This window comes from Rhizobium sp. rho-13.1, from assembly GCF_007000305.1.
Lineage (GTDB): Bacteria > Pseudomonadota > Alphaproteobacteria > Rhizobiales > Rhizobiaceae > Rhizobium > Rhizobium rhododendri.
This window is the reverse complement of record NZ_SCFL01000006.1, coordinates 243,429-257,935: the sequence shown is the minus strand read 5'-3', so window position 1 is coordinate 257,935 and position 14,507 is coordinate 243,429. Positions and strand designations below refer to the sequence as shown.

Below are 14,507 nucleotides of genomic sequence, written 5' to 3'. Positions count from 1 at the left end.
GGTAATCATGCGAATCCTTATTGACATGCAGGGCGCCCAGTCGAGCGGTTCGAGAAATAGAGGCATTGGACGCTATACTCAGTCCCTTGTCCGTTCTCTTTTTTTGAATAAAGAAAACGATGATGAGATAATCCTGCTTTTTTCTTCGGCTTTCTGGGAGTGTATTCCAGACGTACTTGCTGAAATGAACCTAGATTTGCGACAGGATCAGGTAAGAGTTTGGCATTGCAATAGCGATGTCAGCGCGCTCGATGGAACTCCGTCGGCACGTATTGCGGCGGAATTGTCTCGCGAAGCGTACATAAGCTCACTGGCCCCAGACGTCATTCTTATTACAAGTATATTTGAAGGCTCTGGCGACGACTTTGTACTGTCAATAGACAGATTTTATGAAAATATCCCCACTGGATTGATCCTGTACGATTTAATTCCGTATTTGTATCGGTCTCTATATTTATCTAATGCCGAAATGGAGTCTTGGTACGAAAGAAAACTTCAAGAAGTCCGAAAAGCAGACGTATTGCTTGCTATCTCTGAATGTTCACGTAAAGATGCCTTAAATTGCCTAGGCTTTGGCGATGAGGAGGTGGTTAATATTTCCTCGGCCGCAGAAGGATTTTGTAAGAAGAATATTGACGCGGATACTGAGGCGCTTTTGCGTGGCAAGTACGACATTCGTGGCGATTTTGTATTGTACACCGGTGGTATTGACCATCGGAAAAATGTCGAAGGTCTGATTGAGGCGTTTGCTGATCTGCCGAGTGAAGTCCTGATGAAGACGCAGTTGGTTATCGTATGCTCGGTACATCAATTTATACGCGAGCGTCTCACTTCATTGGCGTCAAGTAAAGGTCTTCGTTCTGGTTCCGTGATCTTAACTGGGTTCGTTTCCGAAGATGATCTAGTTCACCTTTACAATCTTTGCGATTTATTTGTTTTTCCCTCTTTATATGAGGGATTTGGCTTGCCTGTACTCGAGGCTATGCAATGTGGCGCTGTAGTAATTGGCGCAAATACGTCAAGCATACCTGAGGTGATTGGTTTTGAGCCAGCACTATTTGATGCATCCAATAAGCAGGCAATTGTTTCAAAAATTGTTATGGGGTTAACCGATAAAGCTTTTCGAGAAGCATTTAAAGATCACGCCCTGCAACAGGTCAAACGGTTCAGCTGGGATGAAAGCGGTCGACGTACATTAACAGCTTTGAGAAACGTGTTTGAATCACGGAGGTCCTCAATTGTCTCACGTCCATTGGGGAAGAGCGCGCGTTTGCGCATGGCCTATCTTTCGCCGTTGCCACCAATGAAATCCGGGATTGCGGATTTTAGCGCCGAGCTGCTGCCTGAGCTGGCACGCTTCTATGATATCGACTTGGTGGTCGAAGGCGTCACTGATTTTACTTGGGCTAACGCTAACGCTCGACTAATAACCAGCGATACGTTCTATAAGTGTTCTCATGAATATGATCGGATCCTTTACAATTTTGGTAACTCCGATTTCCATTCACATATGTTCGATCTGGCGCTGGAAGTGCCCGGTGTCGCGGTAATGCACGATTTTTTTCTAAGCGGAATCCACGATTTCATGCAAATCCGCGGGCTACGAAAAAATTCTCTCGTTGACGAAGTTTTTGAATCTCATTCCTATCCTGGGCTGCATTACTTGGAGGCACATAGTGTCGATGAATTAGTCGAAAGGTATCCCTGTAATTTTTCTGTCTTCTCCAGTGCTTTGGGAGTTATAACGCACTCTGATTTCTCTGTGAGTTTGGGCGCTAAGTACTTTGGGAGCAGCTTGCCGGCTACATGGAATACGGCGCCTCTGGCGCGGAGTGCTGTACCGCCAGGCAACCGAGAATTGGCTCGGGAAAAGCTCGGGGTGGCCGCTGGAGAACTACTTCTTTGTTGTTTTGGTATCGTCTTTCCTACCAAATCCAACCACAGACTTGTGAAAGCTTGGGCAAGATTGCAGGATGTCATTTCCCAGCCGGTGAACTTAGTATTTGTTGGTGCATGGAGTGGCGCGTATGGGATGAACATCGACAATGAACTCCGGAAAAATAGCAATAACGGCATAGGACGAATTACAGGGTGGGTGGATCAAGAAACCTATCGTGATTATCTGGCAGCTGCGGATATTGCAGTTCAGTTGAGAGGCATATCGCGTGGCGAAACGTCCGCGAGTGTTTTGGATTGCATGGCTGCTGGTCTTCCAACGGTTGTTAACGCGAATGGTTCAATGGCCGAACTGCCGTCCGGTACTGTCGTTATGGTTTCAGACGACTTCACAGATGACGAGCTACTTAACGCTTTACTAGGGCTGATAGAATCTCCGGATTATAGAACGGATTTGGGACGCGATGCGAGACGTCACATACAAACACATCATTCGCCGAGGCAAGTAGCGGTCCGTTATCGCGATATTATCGAGTCGGTATATGAATCGCCGCTTAACTTGCCTCACCGGCTTGGTCGTGCAATTGCGCGAGACGCGCCAAGTCTCACTGAAGCTAATGTCCTTTCTCTCGCACAAGCAAGTGCTCGTAATTTTCGGCCCCAGGCATGGCAGAGGCAAATCTTAATTTGCCCGTCTCACCAACAGAAGGTCATCTCATCCCAACAATTGAAGGACGCTTTAATGACGCCCTACTTAGGATATCGTGTCGATCTTGTGATGACTACACCTGAGGGCGATTTGTTTTATAATCGCTCGAAGGCGCTGGCTCTCCTTGGGCTTAGGCCCGACATTCTGTCCGATGAACCGATTGACCTGTATGATGTGGACATAATCTTTACAGATGAGCCCGACAGCGCATTCAAAAGAATGATGATCACAACCCCAGGTGTCGTGGTGAAGCCACTAACGGATTTGTTGACTTTTCTTTCCTCATTAAGTCAGGTAATTCTGAGTTGAAAATTGGAGTTGATGCAAGAAATCTTGTGCCCAGCCTTAGTGGGATCGGGCGCTATGTCATGGAAATGTGCCGTGCCCTGGGAGAGCAGGGTCACTCCCTTGTTTTGTATCTACCAGAAGCGCCCCGCACGCAAATACCATTGTTGCTAGGCTGTGAGGTTAAGATCTTTAACTTTGTGGGACCATGGCGTCGCGCGATTTGGAGTATGACGGCTCTTCCAAACGCTGCGAATAATGACGGGCTCGATCTTTTTTGGGGTCCCGCGCACAGGCTACCGAGTGGACTTGCCCGCAGCATTCCGACTATCCTAACTATTCATGATCTCGTTTGGCAAAAAGCTCCAAACACTATGCGGTGGCAGACATGGTTAGGGGAGCGCGCTTTTATGCGAGCATCGCTGAAACGCGCCGATTACGTTGCCGCCGATTCTCAATCCACTGCGGCTGACGTCTCGTATTTTTACCCCGACGCAACTGATCGTACACATGTTATTTACCCTGGTTTGACAGAGCTTCCATTGTGCAGTGAACCGCTTTTTATACAACCTGAGCTGCTTGGTACAAAATCGCACTATGCACTATTCGTGGGCACGTTGGAACCTCGCAAAAACCTTACGCGGCTACTTATAGCTTTCTCTTCAATCGCACCGCATATCGAAGGCCTAAAACTTGTCATCGCGGGCGGTCAAGGATGGAGACAGGGAGATCTATCGGCGCTCATTGCGCGGCTAGGAGTGCAGGAGCGCGTCATTCTCACGGGCCACATATCCGACTCTGAACTAGCGCAGCTTTATGCCTCAGCCGATTTTCTACTTATGCCCTCGCTGTACGAAGGCTTTGGATTCCCGATAATCGAAGCGCAAAGCTTTGGAATCCCGGTTATCACTTCTAATTGCTCGTCGATGCCGGAAGTAGCAGGGGATGCCGCACTTTTGGTCGATCCCGAAAGCACCGCTGATATTGCTGAGAGTATTCGGCGGCTAGCATCTGATGCGGACTTGCGTAGAGTATTGGGCGAAAGAGGAAAGAGCAATTCGGAGCGCTTCTCTTGGAAGAAGGCCGCACATGAGATAGCGTCGGCATTTTATACCAACCGTCAGTGAGTGTGACTCTCTCTGGACTTCCTTCCAGCCGACGGGTGTGAATCGATGGGGCCTGAACTGCCACTGAGAATTTCCTCAAGAATGGATTAAAGTCCGGCCTATTAAGGGACGGACGAATGAAGAAGCAGAGATTTACGGAATAGCAGATTATCGGTGTGCTGAAGGAGCAGGAGGCTGGCGCGAAGGCTGCTGATCTCTGCCGCAAGCACGGGATTTCAGAAGCAACATTTTCGAACTGGAAGGCCAAATATGGCGGCATGGAAGTCTCCGAGGCGAAGCGGCTGAAAGCGCTTGAGGACGAGAATGCCAGGCTAAAGAAGTCGCTGGCGGAGCAGATGCTGGATGCGGTCGCACTCCGCGAGCTTCTTGCAAAGAAATGGTAGGGCCCGCCGCCCAGCGTGACGCTGTCACGCATCTGAAGACCGTCATGGGTCTTTCCGAACGACGGGCCTGCCAGATCATATCCGCCGACCGCAAGACGATCCGCTATCAGTCGAACCGAGCGCCGGAAACCGAGTTGCGAGCGAAGCTGCGCGACCTCGCCGATGAGCGTCGACGTTTTGGATACCGGCGACTGTTCGTCCTGCTTCGGCGGGCCGGAGAGCCCTCCGGGGTCAACCGCATCTATCGCCTTTATCGCGAGGGAGGGCTTTCCGTTCGCAAGCGCAAAGCCCAGCGGCGTGCGGTCGGCACGCGTGCACCGATCCTGGTCGAAGCGAAGGCCAATGCCCGATGGTCTCTGGATTTCGTCCACGACAAGTTCGCCTGCGGAAGGAGGTTGCGCGTGCTCAACGTCATCGATGATGTGACGCGCGAAAGCCTGGCGGCGATTCCTGACACCTCGATCGCCGGTCGTCGCGTCGCTCGCGAACTGACGACCCTCATCGAACGACGCGGCAAGCCAGGGATGATCGTCTCCGACAACGGCACCGAACTCACCTCGAATGCCATCCTTGCCCGGTCGAAAGATCAAAAGGTCGAATGGCACTACATCGCGCCGGGAAGGCCAATGCAGAATGGATATGTCGAGCTTCAACGGACGCATGCGCGACGAGTTGCTCAACGAGAGCCTCTTCTTCGGCCTCGATCATGCCCCCAGCACCATCGCCGAATGGGCGGAGAATTATAACCATTTCCGGCCGCACTCATCGCTCGGATATCAGACCCCGGCAGACTATGCCGGGCTCATCGCCGCAACCGGCTCCAACGCTGCGCAAGATGAAAGCTTCGCGTTTCCGCCGGTTGCTCACACCGCACCATTTGGCGTATTCAAAGCCGCCGAGGCTCTAACCGCCGCTGGATGAAAGTTCAATGGCAGGTCAGGCAAGCAGGAGGTTTGCGATGGGTTCAGCGATTTCCTTGCGATCGGACTTTAACGGCGCCAAAATTTGGCTTCTGGCGCGACAGGCACGCGATGCTGACCAGACGCGTCGTCTTCTTGCCCTCGCATATATCTATGATGGCGGCTCGCGTGCCGATGAAGCTAGGCTCGGCAGCGTTACGGTTCAGATCGTGCGTGACTGGGTAGTACGCATCAATGATCGCGGTCCCAACGGCCTGATGGTAAGCGGTTCAGCTCAGGCGACGGGTACAGCAATCCCCACAAACTCCGATCCGGCCGTAATGGCGTCATAAATATCCTACTATTGAACAACTGTGGCCTGGGGTGTATCGACATCATAAATTATCAAACGGCGAGTGATGCTTTGGGAACCTATCGCTTAATTCTTGCTCTTCTGGTACTGTATTCTCATTCGTTCGGAACCATATTCGGCTGGAATCCTGGGGTTGTCGCCGTAATTTCATTTCTCATGATTAGCGGTTACGTAATGACCGCGCTGATGAGTAAAAACTATCCGACCGCACGTGATATTCCGGCTTTTTATCTTGATCGAGCGGCTAGGCTCTATCCGCAGTATCTTTTCTATCTCTGCTTGACCATCATTCTGGTCGCCACGGTTGGACTACAAAGTGATTTTGTCAGCGACCATAGACCGGCCAGCATCGCCCTAAATTTTGCGATATTGCCGCTCGGTTTTTATATGTTCGGCTTGGAGCATGCTCTTTACCTACCACCAGCATGGAGCCTTGGACTTGAGGTAAGCTTCTATTTGTTTTTCCCATCGTTTTTCCTGGCAAATGAGCGAACGAAATATATGATGGCAGCGGCATCTGTCGCGGTATTTCTTTTAGCATTTTCAGGTTCCATAAACACGGACTGGTTTGGCTATAGATTGCTACCGGGTACGTTCTTCATTTTCGCCATAGGCTCTTGGTTAGCCCGAGGAAACACGCGCGTAGCATTGGGGGCCACGGCATTGTTCGCGACCTTGCTCATTGTTTGTCTAATACCGTCTATTGGAGTGAGATCATACAATGCTGAGGTAGCGCTCGGAGGCATCTTGGGGGTTTTCGCTGTCTCGTCTCTTACTAGACTTAAAAGAAACCGTGTAGACGACTATCTCGGCAACATCAGCTACGGGGTCTTCCTCAACCATTTCATGTTCATCTTCATCTATCAGCGCTACGGGATAGGCTTGAACTTGTTTTTGCCCGTTTTTTCGGTGCTGTTGTCCGCCGCTACGTTCGAGCTTGTCGAAAGCCCCTCGATCAAATGGCGACGTCGCTTGAGACAAACACCTGTAAACGCTTTATAATCTGTAGTTTACTTTGGAAACTGTAAACATCCGAGGAGCGCCGTCTTTATTGAGTAGGATGATCTGTCGTTTTGTCGCTGGGACATTTTCCCTCCTCAAATCAGCTCGTCGTTTTTCGCATGGCTGCGCTGCAACAAAGTCTATTTAATGTGCGGCGAGATCGGCTATCTTTGTGCTCATCGAAGCGATGCTCCTCCTCCTCCCGCAAAGCTTCGAATTCAGGCGGCCCACTCCTCCTCCCAGGGACGTCTGTCGGAACAGCGGCTCTCCTCCTCGTAAGCTGTCTGTTCGGTTCTTTTCGAAAAGCCTGCCGCACCTCCTCCTCCCGCGGCAGGCTTTTTCGTTTTGGGACCATCGAGTCAGAGGCCGAGAGCGAGTTGCGGTTCTGCCACGCGGTCTTCCGTGTTCAGCGATGACAGGGTAACGCCCAGCAGTCGCACCGGACGTTTGAACGGGAACGCCGATGCTAGCAGAATCTCTGCGGCCTCCAGTACCATGTCGATATCCGAGATAGGCCCGGACAGGGTTTTGCTACGGGTCGCCTGGCTGAAATCTGAATATTTGATTTTAACAGTCACCGTCCTTCCCGTGATGGCGTTGGCCTCACAATGGCGCCAGACCTTTTCGGCCAACGGTCTCAGCTCGGCCTTGGCCAGATCGAGATCGTCGATGTCCTCGACGAACGTATCCTCGGCGCCAACAGATTTGCGGATCCGGTCGGGCCTGACCCGGCGTTCGTCGATGCCGCGGGCGATCCCGTAGAAATAGGGGCCGGACTTGCCGAAAGTCTGCTGGAGGAAGGCAAGAGACTTCGATTTGAGGTCAAGGCCGGTCTCGATGCCGTGCCGTTTCATGCGCTCGGCCGTCGCAGGCCCGACACCATGGAATTTCTTGACAGGGAGGGTCTCGACAAAGCCCGGGCCATTCTTCGGGGTTATCACCGCCTGGCCATTCGGCTTGTTCAGGTCGCTTGCCATCTTGGCCAGAAACTTGTTGTAGGAGATGCCGGCAGATGCATTGAGGCCGGTGACAGCCTTGATCTTCGCGCGGATCTCCAGCGCAATGTCGGTGGCAATCTCCATGCCTTTCAGGTTCTCGGTCACGTCGAGATAGGCCTCGTCGAGCGACAGGGGTTCGATCAGGGATGTGTACTCAGCAAAGATGTCCCGGATCTGCTGCGACACCTGCCGATAGACGTCGAAGCGCGGCGGCACGAAGATCAGCGCCGGACATTTCCGCTTGGCTGTCACCGACGGCATGGCCGAGTGGACACCGTAGGTTCGCGCTTCGTAGCTTGCCGCCGCCACGACACCCCGGGCAGCCGATCCGCCAACGGCCAGCGGCCGTCCGCGCAGGTCGGGATTGTCGCGCTGCTCGACCGAGGCATAGAAGGCATCCATGTCGACATGAATGATTTTGCGGGTTGGGGATAACGTCACGTCGTTCATGGCGGCCATCTGGGATTGTCGGCGAAACAAAAAGAGAACATAGCAGTGTTTCGACCGATATCCAAGGCGATTGACGGTGACTTGCCCGCTTGAGGCAACCTGTCGGCCTAAGGGACGTTGAGCCAGGTGACATCAGCAACAGGAGATAGCCGCATGGCCGACGACAGCACCCTGAAGATCCGAGCCACCTTCGCGACCCGGGCCGCAGCCGATCTTGCAGTCGAGCATTTGGTTCAGCAGCACGGCATCGCAAGGCCTGACATCTTCATCCAATCGACCACCAATGAAAACACCGTCGGCACGTCGCCATCGGGCGGAGACCTTTCACACAATGAGGGCGCGCGAGACGATGCGCCGCTTGGCGGCGAAATCGAGGTGTCCGCCAATATCGCCTCCAGCCAAGTTGCGGTTGTCCAGCGCAGTCTGGGCGAGGCGGGTGCCATTCGCGTCTCGGGCCAATAGGCGCCCAAGCCTTTGCATGACCGTGGCGAGTGGCTCTTCGAATGGGGAGGGGCACATCGAACCTTTCCCCGGAAAGATCAACCGCCTCCCGGTCGCATCCATGCCGCGACCGGCCGCGCCCGGCGTTTCGTCCAGGCACGCACCCACCGATTTTTTGCCTGAGGCCAAACACGGCGCAAACGGGGGTACGGCGCTGATTTGGCTCAAGAATCTTCTCCTTTGCTAAAATTGGAGGAGGATATTCCTATTTTATGCCGGCTTGACTCTCGCCGTTCGCCAGAACAGAACGTGAACTTCAATCGATGAAACGGCATGACGTCGTTCTGATGAGCACCACGAACCGAGAGGATTGCGTGAACGATGACGGCTGCAAGAGAGCACGTCATAGCCGATCTGCGCAGCCGCATCGCCTCCCTTTCGCGTGGCTCGGCGACGCCAATGGAAAGCCTGCCCTTCGGTGTCGGCGAGATCGACGCCGTGCTGCCGGGAGGCGGTCTTGCGCGCGGCGCTCTTCACGAGTTTGCAGGCGGTGGCGCCGGGGCCGTCGATGGCGCAGCCGCCGCCCTGTTCGTTGCCGGGATTGCGGCGCGCACCAAAGGCAAGATCGTCTGGTGTCTGACGCGTCCAGACCTGTTCTTCCCGGCGCTCGCCCAAGCGGGCCTCGATGCCAACCGGGTCATCTTCGTCGAGGGCGATCGGCAGGAGGACGTGCTTGCGTCCATGGAGGAGGCCTTGTCCTATGGCGGCCTCGGCGCGGTCGTGGGGGAGCTCGTTCGGCTGCCGATGCTGGAAAGCCGGCGCCTGCAGCTGGCCGCCGAACAGAAGGGGAGCTTGGCCCTCGTCGTTCGCAGATGGCGCCGGCAGACGGAAGCCAACGACTTTGGCCAGCCGACCGCCTCGACCACGCGATGGCGCGTCAGCGTGCTGCCGTCGGTTTCAATGCCTGTACCCGGCGTCGGGCGGGCAACCTGGTTGCTGGAGCTGATGCGATCGCGGGCCGGCGCCTGTGCCGAATTTGTCGTTGGAGCGTGTGATGACCAGGGTCGTATCGATCTACCTTCCGGATCTGTCGACGGATCGCATTCGTCGCGCGGCCGATCCCGCCATTCCGGTTGATCAGGCCATTGCCGTGATTGCAAAAAGCGGATCGAAACGCTGGGTGTCGGCCGCCGACGATCCGGCAAGACGGGCAGGCGTGCGCGTCGGCATGGCGGCCGAAAAGGCCCAGGCCCTGTTCCAGGGATTGCTGACGATCGAGGCCGACCCGCGGGCCGACGCTGCGGCTCTGGAGCGGATCGCGTTGTGGGCATTGACCCAATATTCGCCCATCGTCGCCGTCGATGCCGAAAACGGTATCGTCATGGACACGGAGGGTGCCGACCATCTGAAGGGTGGGGAGCGTGCCATGCTGACGGGCATCGCCAATCGGTTCGCCGCCAGGGGTCTGACGACGCGTGTCGCCATTGCCGACACATGGGGTGCCGCGCACGCCTGCGCACGGGCGATAAAAAGGGAGACGGTCATCATACCCAGAGGCGAGACCCTGCGCGCCGTGGAGCGCTTGCCCGTCTGCCTGTTGCGGCTCCCGGACAAGATCGTCGGGGATCTCAGGACCCTCGGCTTTCGCACGATCGGGGAGCTCTCCGTGACGCCGCGCGCGCCGCTGACGCTTCGCTTCGGGCCCGAGATCGGGCGACGCCTTGACCAGATGTTCGGTCGTGTCCGCGAGCCGATCGAGCCCATCAGGAGCCCTGGGCAGATTGCGGTCGCGCGCTCTTTCCAGGACCCTATCGGTGCGGCAGAGACGATAGACAAATATGTCGGGCGCCTGGTCGTCGAGCTCTGCGCCGAACTTCAAAGACAAGGGCTGGGGGTCCGGCGCGCCGACCTGATCGTCGACACGGTCGACAATGCCCGCCAGGCCATTCGTGCCGGAACGGCAAAGCCCGCAAGGGACGTGGCGTGGCTGACCAAGCTGTTCAAGGACCGCACCGAAAGGATCGATCCCGGTTTCGGCATCGAGAGGCTGACCCTTGTCGCCGTCCTGTCGCAGCCGCTCGAGGAGACCCAGACGGCATCGTCGTTCGTCGAGGACGGTGACGCGGATATCACGCCGCTTGTGGACATCTTCGGCAATCGCGGCCAGCGGGTCTACCGCCTGGCACCGGTCGCCTCCGACGTCCCGGAGCGCAGCGTCCGGCGGATTGCCGCCACCGCTGACGATATCGACGTCTTCTGGTCGCCTCAATGGCCGCGTCCGGTCCGTCTGCTTGCCCATCCGGAAGAGGTCGAGGTGATCGCGCTGCTGCCCGACCATCCGCCGGTGTCGGTGACGTGGCGGGGCAAGCGCCGGCGGGTCAAACGCGCCGACGGGCCCGAGCGCATCTTTGGCGAATGGTGGCAGCGCACGTCCGAATGGGCGGCGGTTCGCGACTACTTCATCGTCGAGGACGACGCCGGCGAGCGTCTCTGGATTTTCCGCTCCGGCGACGGTGTCGATGGCGGGACCGGATCCCACGCATGGTATGTCCACGGAATTTTCGCATGAGATATGCCGAGCTGCAGGTGACCACGCATTTCAGTTTTCTAAGGGGCGCCAGTTCGGCCCACGAGTTGTTTGCGACCGCCAAGGACCTGGGCATCGATGCGATCGGGGTCGTCGATCGCAACTCGCTTGCCGGCATCGTCCGTGCGCTCATAGCCTCGCGCGAAACAGGCGTGCGGCTCGTCGTCGGATGTCGCCTCGATCTGGCGGACGGCATGTCGATCCTGGTCTATCCGACCGACCGCGCCGCCTATGCCCGGCTGACGCGGCTCATCACCCTGGGAAAGGCAAGGGGCGGAAAGAACAACTGCGTTCTGCATCTGGACGACGTCGCGATGTATGCCGATGGCCTGCTCGGTATCCTGGTCCCGGACCTTGCCGACGAGACGTGCGCCGTCCAGCTGCGCAAGATGGGCGACGTCTTTGGGGATGGCGCCTACCTCTCCCTGTCACTGAGGCGCCGCCCCAACGACCAGCTGCGCCTGCATGAGCTGTCCAACATGGCCGAACGCCTCAAGGTCAAGACCGTCGTTACCAATGACGTGCTGTTCCACGAGCCGGGCAGGCGGCAACTGCAGGATATCGTCACCTGCATCCGCAACAACACCACCATCGACGCGGTCGGGTTCGAGCGGGAGCGTCATGCCGACAGGTTCCTCAAGCCGCCGGAAGAGATGGCGCGTCTGTTCCCGCGCTACCCGCAAGCGCTGCGGCGAACCATGGAGATCGTCGAGCGCTGTCGATTTTCGCTGGAGGAACTGACCTACCAGTATCCGCTGGAGGCCATCGCTCCTGGAAAGTCGGCGCAGCTATCCCTCGAGCACTATGTCTGGCAATGCGTGCCGGATCGCTATCCGGAAGGCCTGCCGCCAAAGACGCTGCAGATCGTCCGCCATGAGCTCGATCTTATCCGGACGATGGAATACGCGCCGTATTTCCTGACGGTCTTCTCGATCGTGCGGTTTGCACGAAGCCAGGGCATCCTTTGTCAGGGGCGCGGCTCGGCTGCAAATTCGGCCGTCTGCTACATTCTTGGCGTCACCTCCATCGATCCCGAAACCAACGATCTGCTGTTTGAGCGCTTCGTCAGCCAGGAGCGGGACGAACCGCCGGACATCGATGTCGATTTCGAGCACGAGCGGCGCGAGGAGGTCATCCAGTGGATTTACAGGACCTATGGCCGGGAGAAGGCGGCCCTTTGCGCGACCGTGACACGCTACCGCGCCAAGGGGGCGATCCGCGATGTCGGCAAGGCGCTGGGCCTGCCGGAAGATCTGATCAAGGCGCTGTCGTCCGGCATGTGGTCGTGGTCGCAAGAGGTGAGCGCCCGAAACGTGAAAGAGCTCAATCTCAATCCGGACGATCGCCGGCTGGTGCTGACCCTGCAGCTGGCTCAGCAGTTGATGGGAGCGCCCCGCCACCTCGGACAGCATCCTGGCGGCTTCGTGCTGACGCGTGACCGCCTCGACGATCTCGTCCCCATCGAGCCGGCCAGCATGAAAGACCGGCAGATCATCGAATGGGACAAGGACGATGTCGAAGCCTTGAAGATGATGAAGGTCGACGTCCTGGCGCTCGGCATGCTGACCTGCATGAGCAAGGCCTTCGATCTCATCCGCGAGCACAAGGACGAAGACCTGGATCTGTCGACGATCCGCCAGGAGGATCCGGCGACCTATGCGATGATCCGCAAGGCCGACACGCTCGGGACGTTTCAGATCGAGTCCAGGGCCCAGATGGCGATGCTGCCGCGTCTGAAGCCGAGGACATTTTACGATTTGGTCGTCCAGGTTGCCATCGTGCGCCCGGGGCCGATCCAGGGCGATATGGTCCATCCCTATCTGCGCCGTCGCGAAGGCAAGGAAAAGGTCGAATATCCCACCCCGGAACTGGAAGCCGTGCTCGGCAAAACGCTGGGCGTGCCGCTGTTTCAAGAATCGGCGATGCGGGTCGCGATGGTCTGTGCCGGGTTTACCGGCGGCGAGGCCGACCAATTGCGCAAGAGCATGGCGACCTTCAAGTTCACCGGGGGCGTGTCGAGGTTCAAGGACAAGCTGGTCTCGGGCATGGTGCGAAACGGCTACACCGCCGCGTTCGCCGAAAAGACCTTCAGCCAGCTCGAGGGGTTCGGATCCTATGGCTTTCCGGAATCGCATGCGGCTTCCTTCGCGCTGATCGCCTATGCGTCCAATTTTGTGAAGTGCCACTTCCCGGACGTTTTTTGCGCGGCCCTTTTGAACAGTCAGCCCATGGGCTTTTATGCGCCCGCCCAGATCGTCGGCTGTGCGCGTGTCCATGGCGTCGAGATCCGCCCCGTCTGCATCAACCAGTCCCGCTGGGACTGCACGCTGGAACGGATTGGCGATACGGGTCGCCATGCTGTCCGGCTGGGCATGCGGATCGTGAGAGGCCTGGCTGTCGCCGACGCCGCCCGGATCGTTGCCGCGCGCATGAACGCAGAGTTCGGTTCCGTCGATGACCTGTGGCGCCGGTCTGGCGTGCCCGCCGCCTCGCTGGTCGAGCTTGCGCAGGCCGATGCGTTCCGGCCGGCCCTGAAGCTCGAGAGACGCGATGCGCTCTGGGCGATAAAGGCGCTGCGCGACGAGCCGCTACCCTTGTTTGCCGCTGCCGCTGCACGCGACATGCAGGCCATCGCCGAGCAGCGCGAGCCCGAGGTCGCGCTCAGGCAGATGACCGAAGGCCATAACGTGGTGGAGGACTACGGCCATACCGGGCTCACGCTTCGCGACCACCCAATCGCCTTTCTCAGAAACGATCTGGCAAAGCGCAGCATCGTGACCTGCGAGGAGGCCATGACCGCCCGGGACGGACGATGGGTCATGACGGCGGGCCTGGTGCTGGTGCGGCAAAAACCGGGCTCGGCCAAAGGCGTGATGTTCATCACGATCGAGGACGAGACCGGTCCCGCCAACATCGTCGTCTGGCCGAAGCTGTTCGAAAAGCGGCGTCGAGTGGTGCTGGGAGCCTCGATGATGGCGATCAACGGGCGAATCCAGCGGGAAGGCGATGTCGTCCATCTGGTTGCCCAGCAATTGTTCGACCTGACGGGGGATCTTTCCGGCCTTGCAGACCGGGAGATCGAGTTCAAATTGCCGGCGGGTCGTGGAGACGAGTTTGCCCATGGTTCTGCTGGCGGTGGAGATTCACGCGATCGGGCACCGCCACCGAAACCGCGGGACATTTTTGTACGCCCCTTCCGAATTCCGCATGGCCCGGTCCATGCCGAGCCCGATCCTCAGCCGAGCCAAATCCCCAAAGCCCGCATGGAAGGCAAATGACCCGTCCCGGATCGATCCGGTAAGGTGAAGTGTTGGTGTGCGCCCTTGTCCGCCATGCAGGAACGAGGATATGATGCGG

The 14,507-nt window shown here is 57.2% G+C and carries 9 protein-coding genes and 1 pseudogene; 9 read left to right on the top strand and 1 reads right to left on the bottom strand.

What is annotated here, in order from left to right; genetic code table 11:
- The first annotated feature begins 7 nt into the window (after positions 1–7).
- The 5 genes and pseudogenes from EQW76_RS17430 to EQW76_RS17410 all read left to right on the top strand — a co-directional run bounded on the left by EQW76_RS17430 (position 8) and on the right by EQW76_RS17410 (position 6,674).
- Positions 8–2,914 (top strand): glycosyltransferase, encoded by a 2,907-nt coding sequence (locus EQW76_RS17430; RefSeq protein WP_143123017.1) that lies wholly within the window; start codon positions 8–10, stop codon positions 2,912–2,914.
- 26 nt (positions 2,915–2,940) lie between these two features.
- Entirely contained in the window at positions 2,941–4,017 is a 1,077-nt protein-coding gene (locus tag EQW76_RS17425) for a glycosyltransferase family 1 protein (protein ID WP_280176911.1), read from the top strand.
- 146 nt (positions 4,018–4,163) lie between these two features.
- Positions 4,164–5,321 (top strand): annotated as a pseudogene (locus EQW76_RS17420) (IS3 family transposase).
- A 37-nt stretch (positions 5,322–5,358) separates the two neighbouring features.
- Complete coding sequence (locus tag EQW76_RS17415) at positions 5,359–5,652, top strand: hypothetical protein (protein WP_143123015.1); 294 nt, start codon at positions 5,359–5,361, stop codon at positions 5,650–5,652.
- Between the two features lie 71 nt (positions 5,653–5,723).
- A complete protein-coding gene (locus EQW76_RS17410) occupies positions 5,724–6,674 on the top strand; it encodes an acyltransferase (RefSeq protein ID WP_161991081.1) in 951 nt (316 codons plus the stop codon).
- A 359-nt stretch (positions 6,675–7,033) separates the two neighbouring features.
- Here EQW76_RS17410 and dinB read toward each other — a convergent pair whose 3' ends face one another.
- A complete protein-coding gene (gene dinB / locus EQW76_RS17405; RefSeq protein ID WP_143123013.1) occupies positions 7,034–8,122 on the bottom strand; it encodes a DNA polymerase IV in 1,089 nt (362 codons plus the stop codon).
- A gap of 153 nt (positions 8,123–8,275) precedes the next feature.
- Between dinB and EQW76_RS17400 the strand changes: the two genes are divergently transcribed.
- The 4 genes from EQW76_RS17400 (at position 8,276) to EQW76_RS17385 (ending at position 14,428) form a co-directional block, all read left to right on the top strand.
- On the top strand, positions 8,276–8,584 hold the full coding sequence (locus EQW76_RS17400) for a hypothetical protein (RefSeq protein WP_142831029.1): 309 nt from the start codon (positions 8,276–8,278) through the stop codon (positions 8,582–8,584).
- 360 nt (positions 8,585–8,944) lie between these two features.
- The gene (locus EQW76_RS17395) at positions 8,945–9,700 is read left to right on the top strand and encodes an ImuA family protein (protein ID WP_143123012.1); all 756 of its coding nucleotides are present in this window, start codon (positions 8,945–8,947) and stop codon (positions 9,698–9,700) included.
- The gene (locus EQW76_RS17390) at positions 9,618–11,132 is read left to right on the top strand and encodes a DNA polymerase Y family protein (RefSeq protein WP_143123011.1); all 1,515 of its coding nucleotides are present in this window, start codon (positions 9,618–9,620) and stop codon (positions 11,130–11,132) included. The genes EQW76_RS17395 and EQW76_RS17390 overlap by 83 nt, the downstream gene beginning before the upstream one ends.
- Positions 11,129–14,428 (top strand): error-prone DNA polymerase, encoded by a 3,300-nt coding sequence (locus EQW76_RS17385; RefSeq protein WP_143123010.1) that lies wholly within the window; start codon positions 11,129–11,131, stop codon positions 14,426–14,428. Before EQW76_RS17390 ends, EQW76_RS17385 begins: the two co-directional genes overlap by 4 nt.
- The last annotated feature ends 79 nt before the right edge of the window (positions 14,429–14,507 follow it).

Coding starts and splice junctions, on each gene's coding strand:
- EQW76_RS17430 (WP_143123017.1), top strand. CDS start 8: ATGCGAATCCTTATTGACATGCAGGGCGCCCAGTCGAGCGGTTCGAGA.
- EQW76_RS17415 (WP_143123015.1), top strand. CDS start 5,359: ATGGGTTCAGCGATTTCCTTGCGATCGGACTTTAACGGCGCCAAAATT.
- dinB (WP_143123013.1), bottom strand. CDS start 8,122: ATGAACGACGTGACGTTATCCCCAACCCGCAAAATCATTCATGTCGAC.
- EQW76_RS17400 (WP_142831029.1), top strand. CDS start 8,276: ATGGCCGACGACAGCACCCTGAAGATCCGAGCCACCTTCGCGACCCGG.
- EQW76_RS17395 (WP_143123012.1), top strand. CDS start 8,945: ATGACGGCTGCAAGAGAGCACGTCATAGCCGATCTGCGCAGCCGCATC.
- EQW76_RS17390 (WP_143123011.1), top strand. CDS start 9,618: ATGACCAGGGTCGTATCGATCTACCTTCCGGATCTGTCGACGGATCGC.
- EQW76_RS17385 (WP_143123010.1), top strand. CDS start 11,129: ATGAGATATGCCGAGCTGCAGGTGACCACGCATTTCAGTTTTCTAAGG.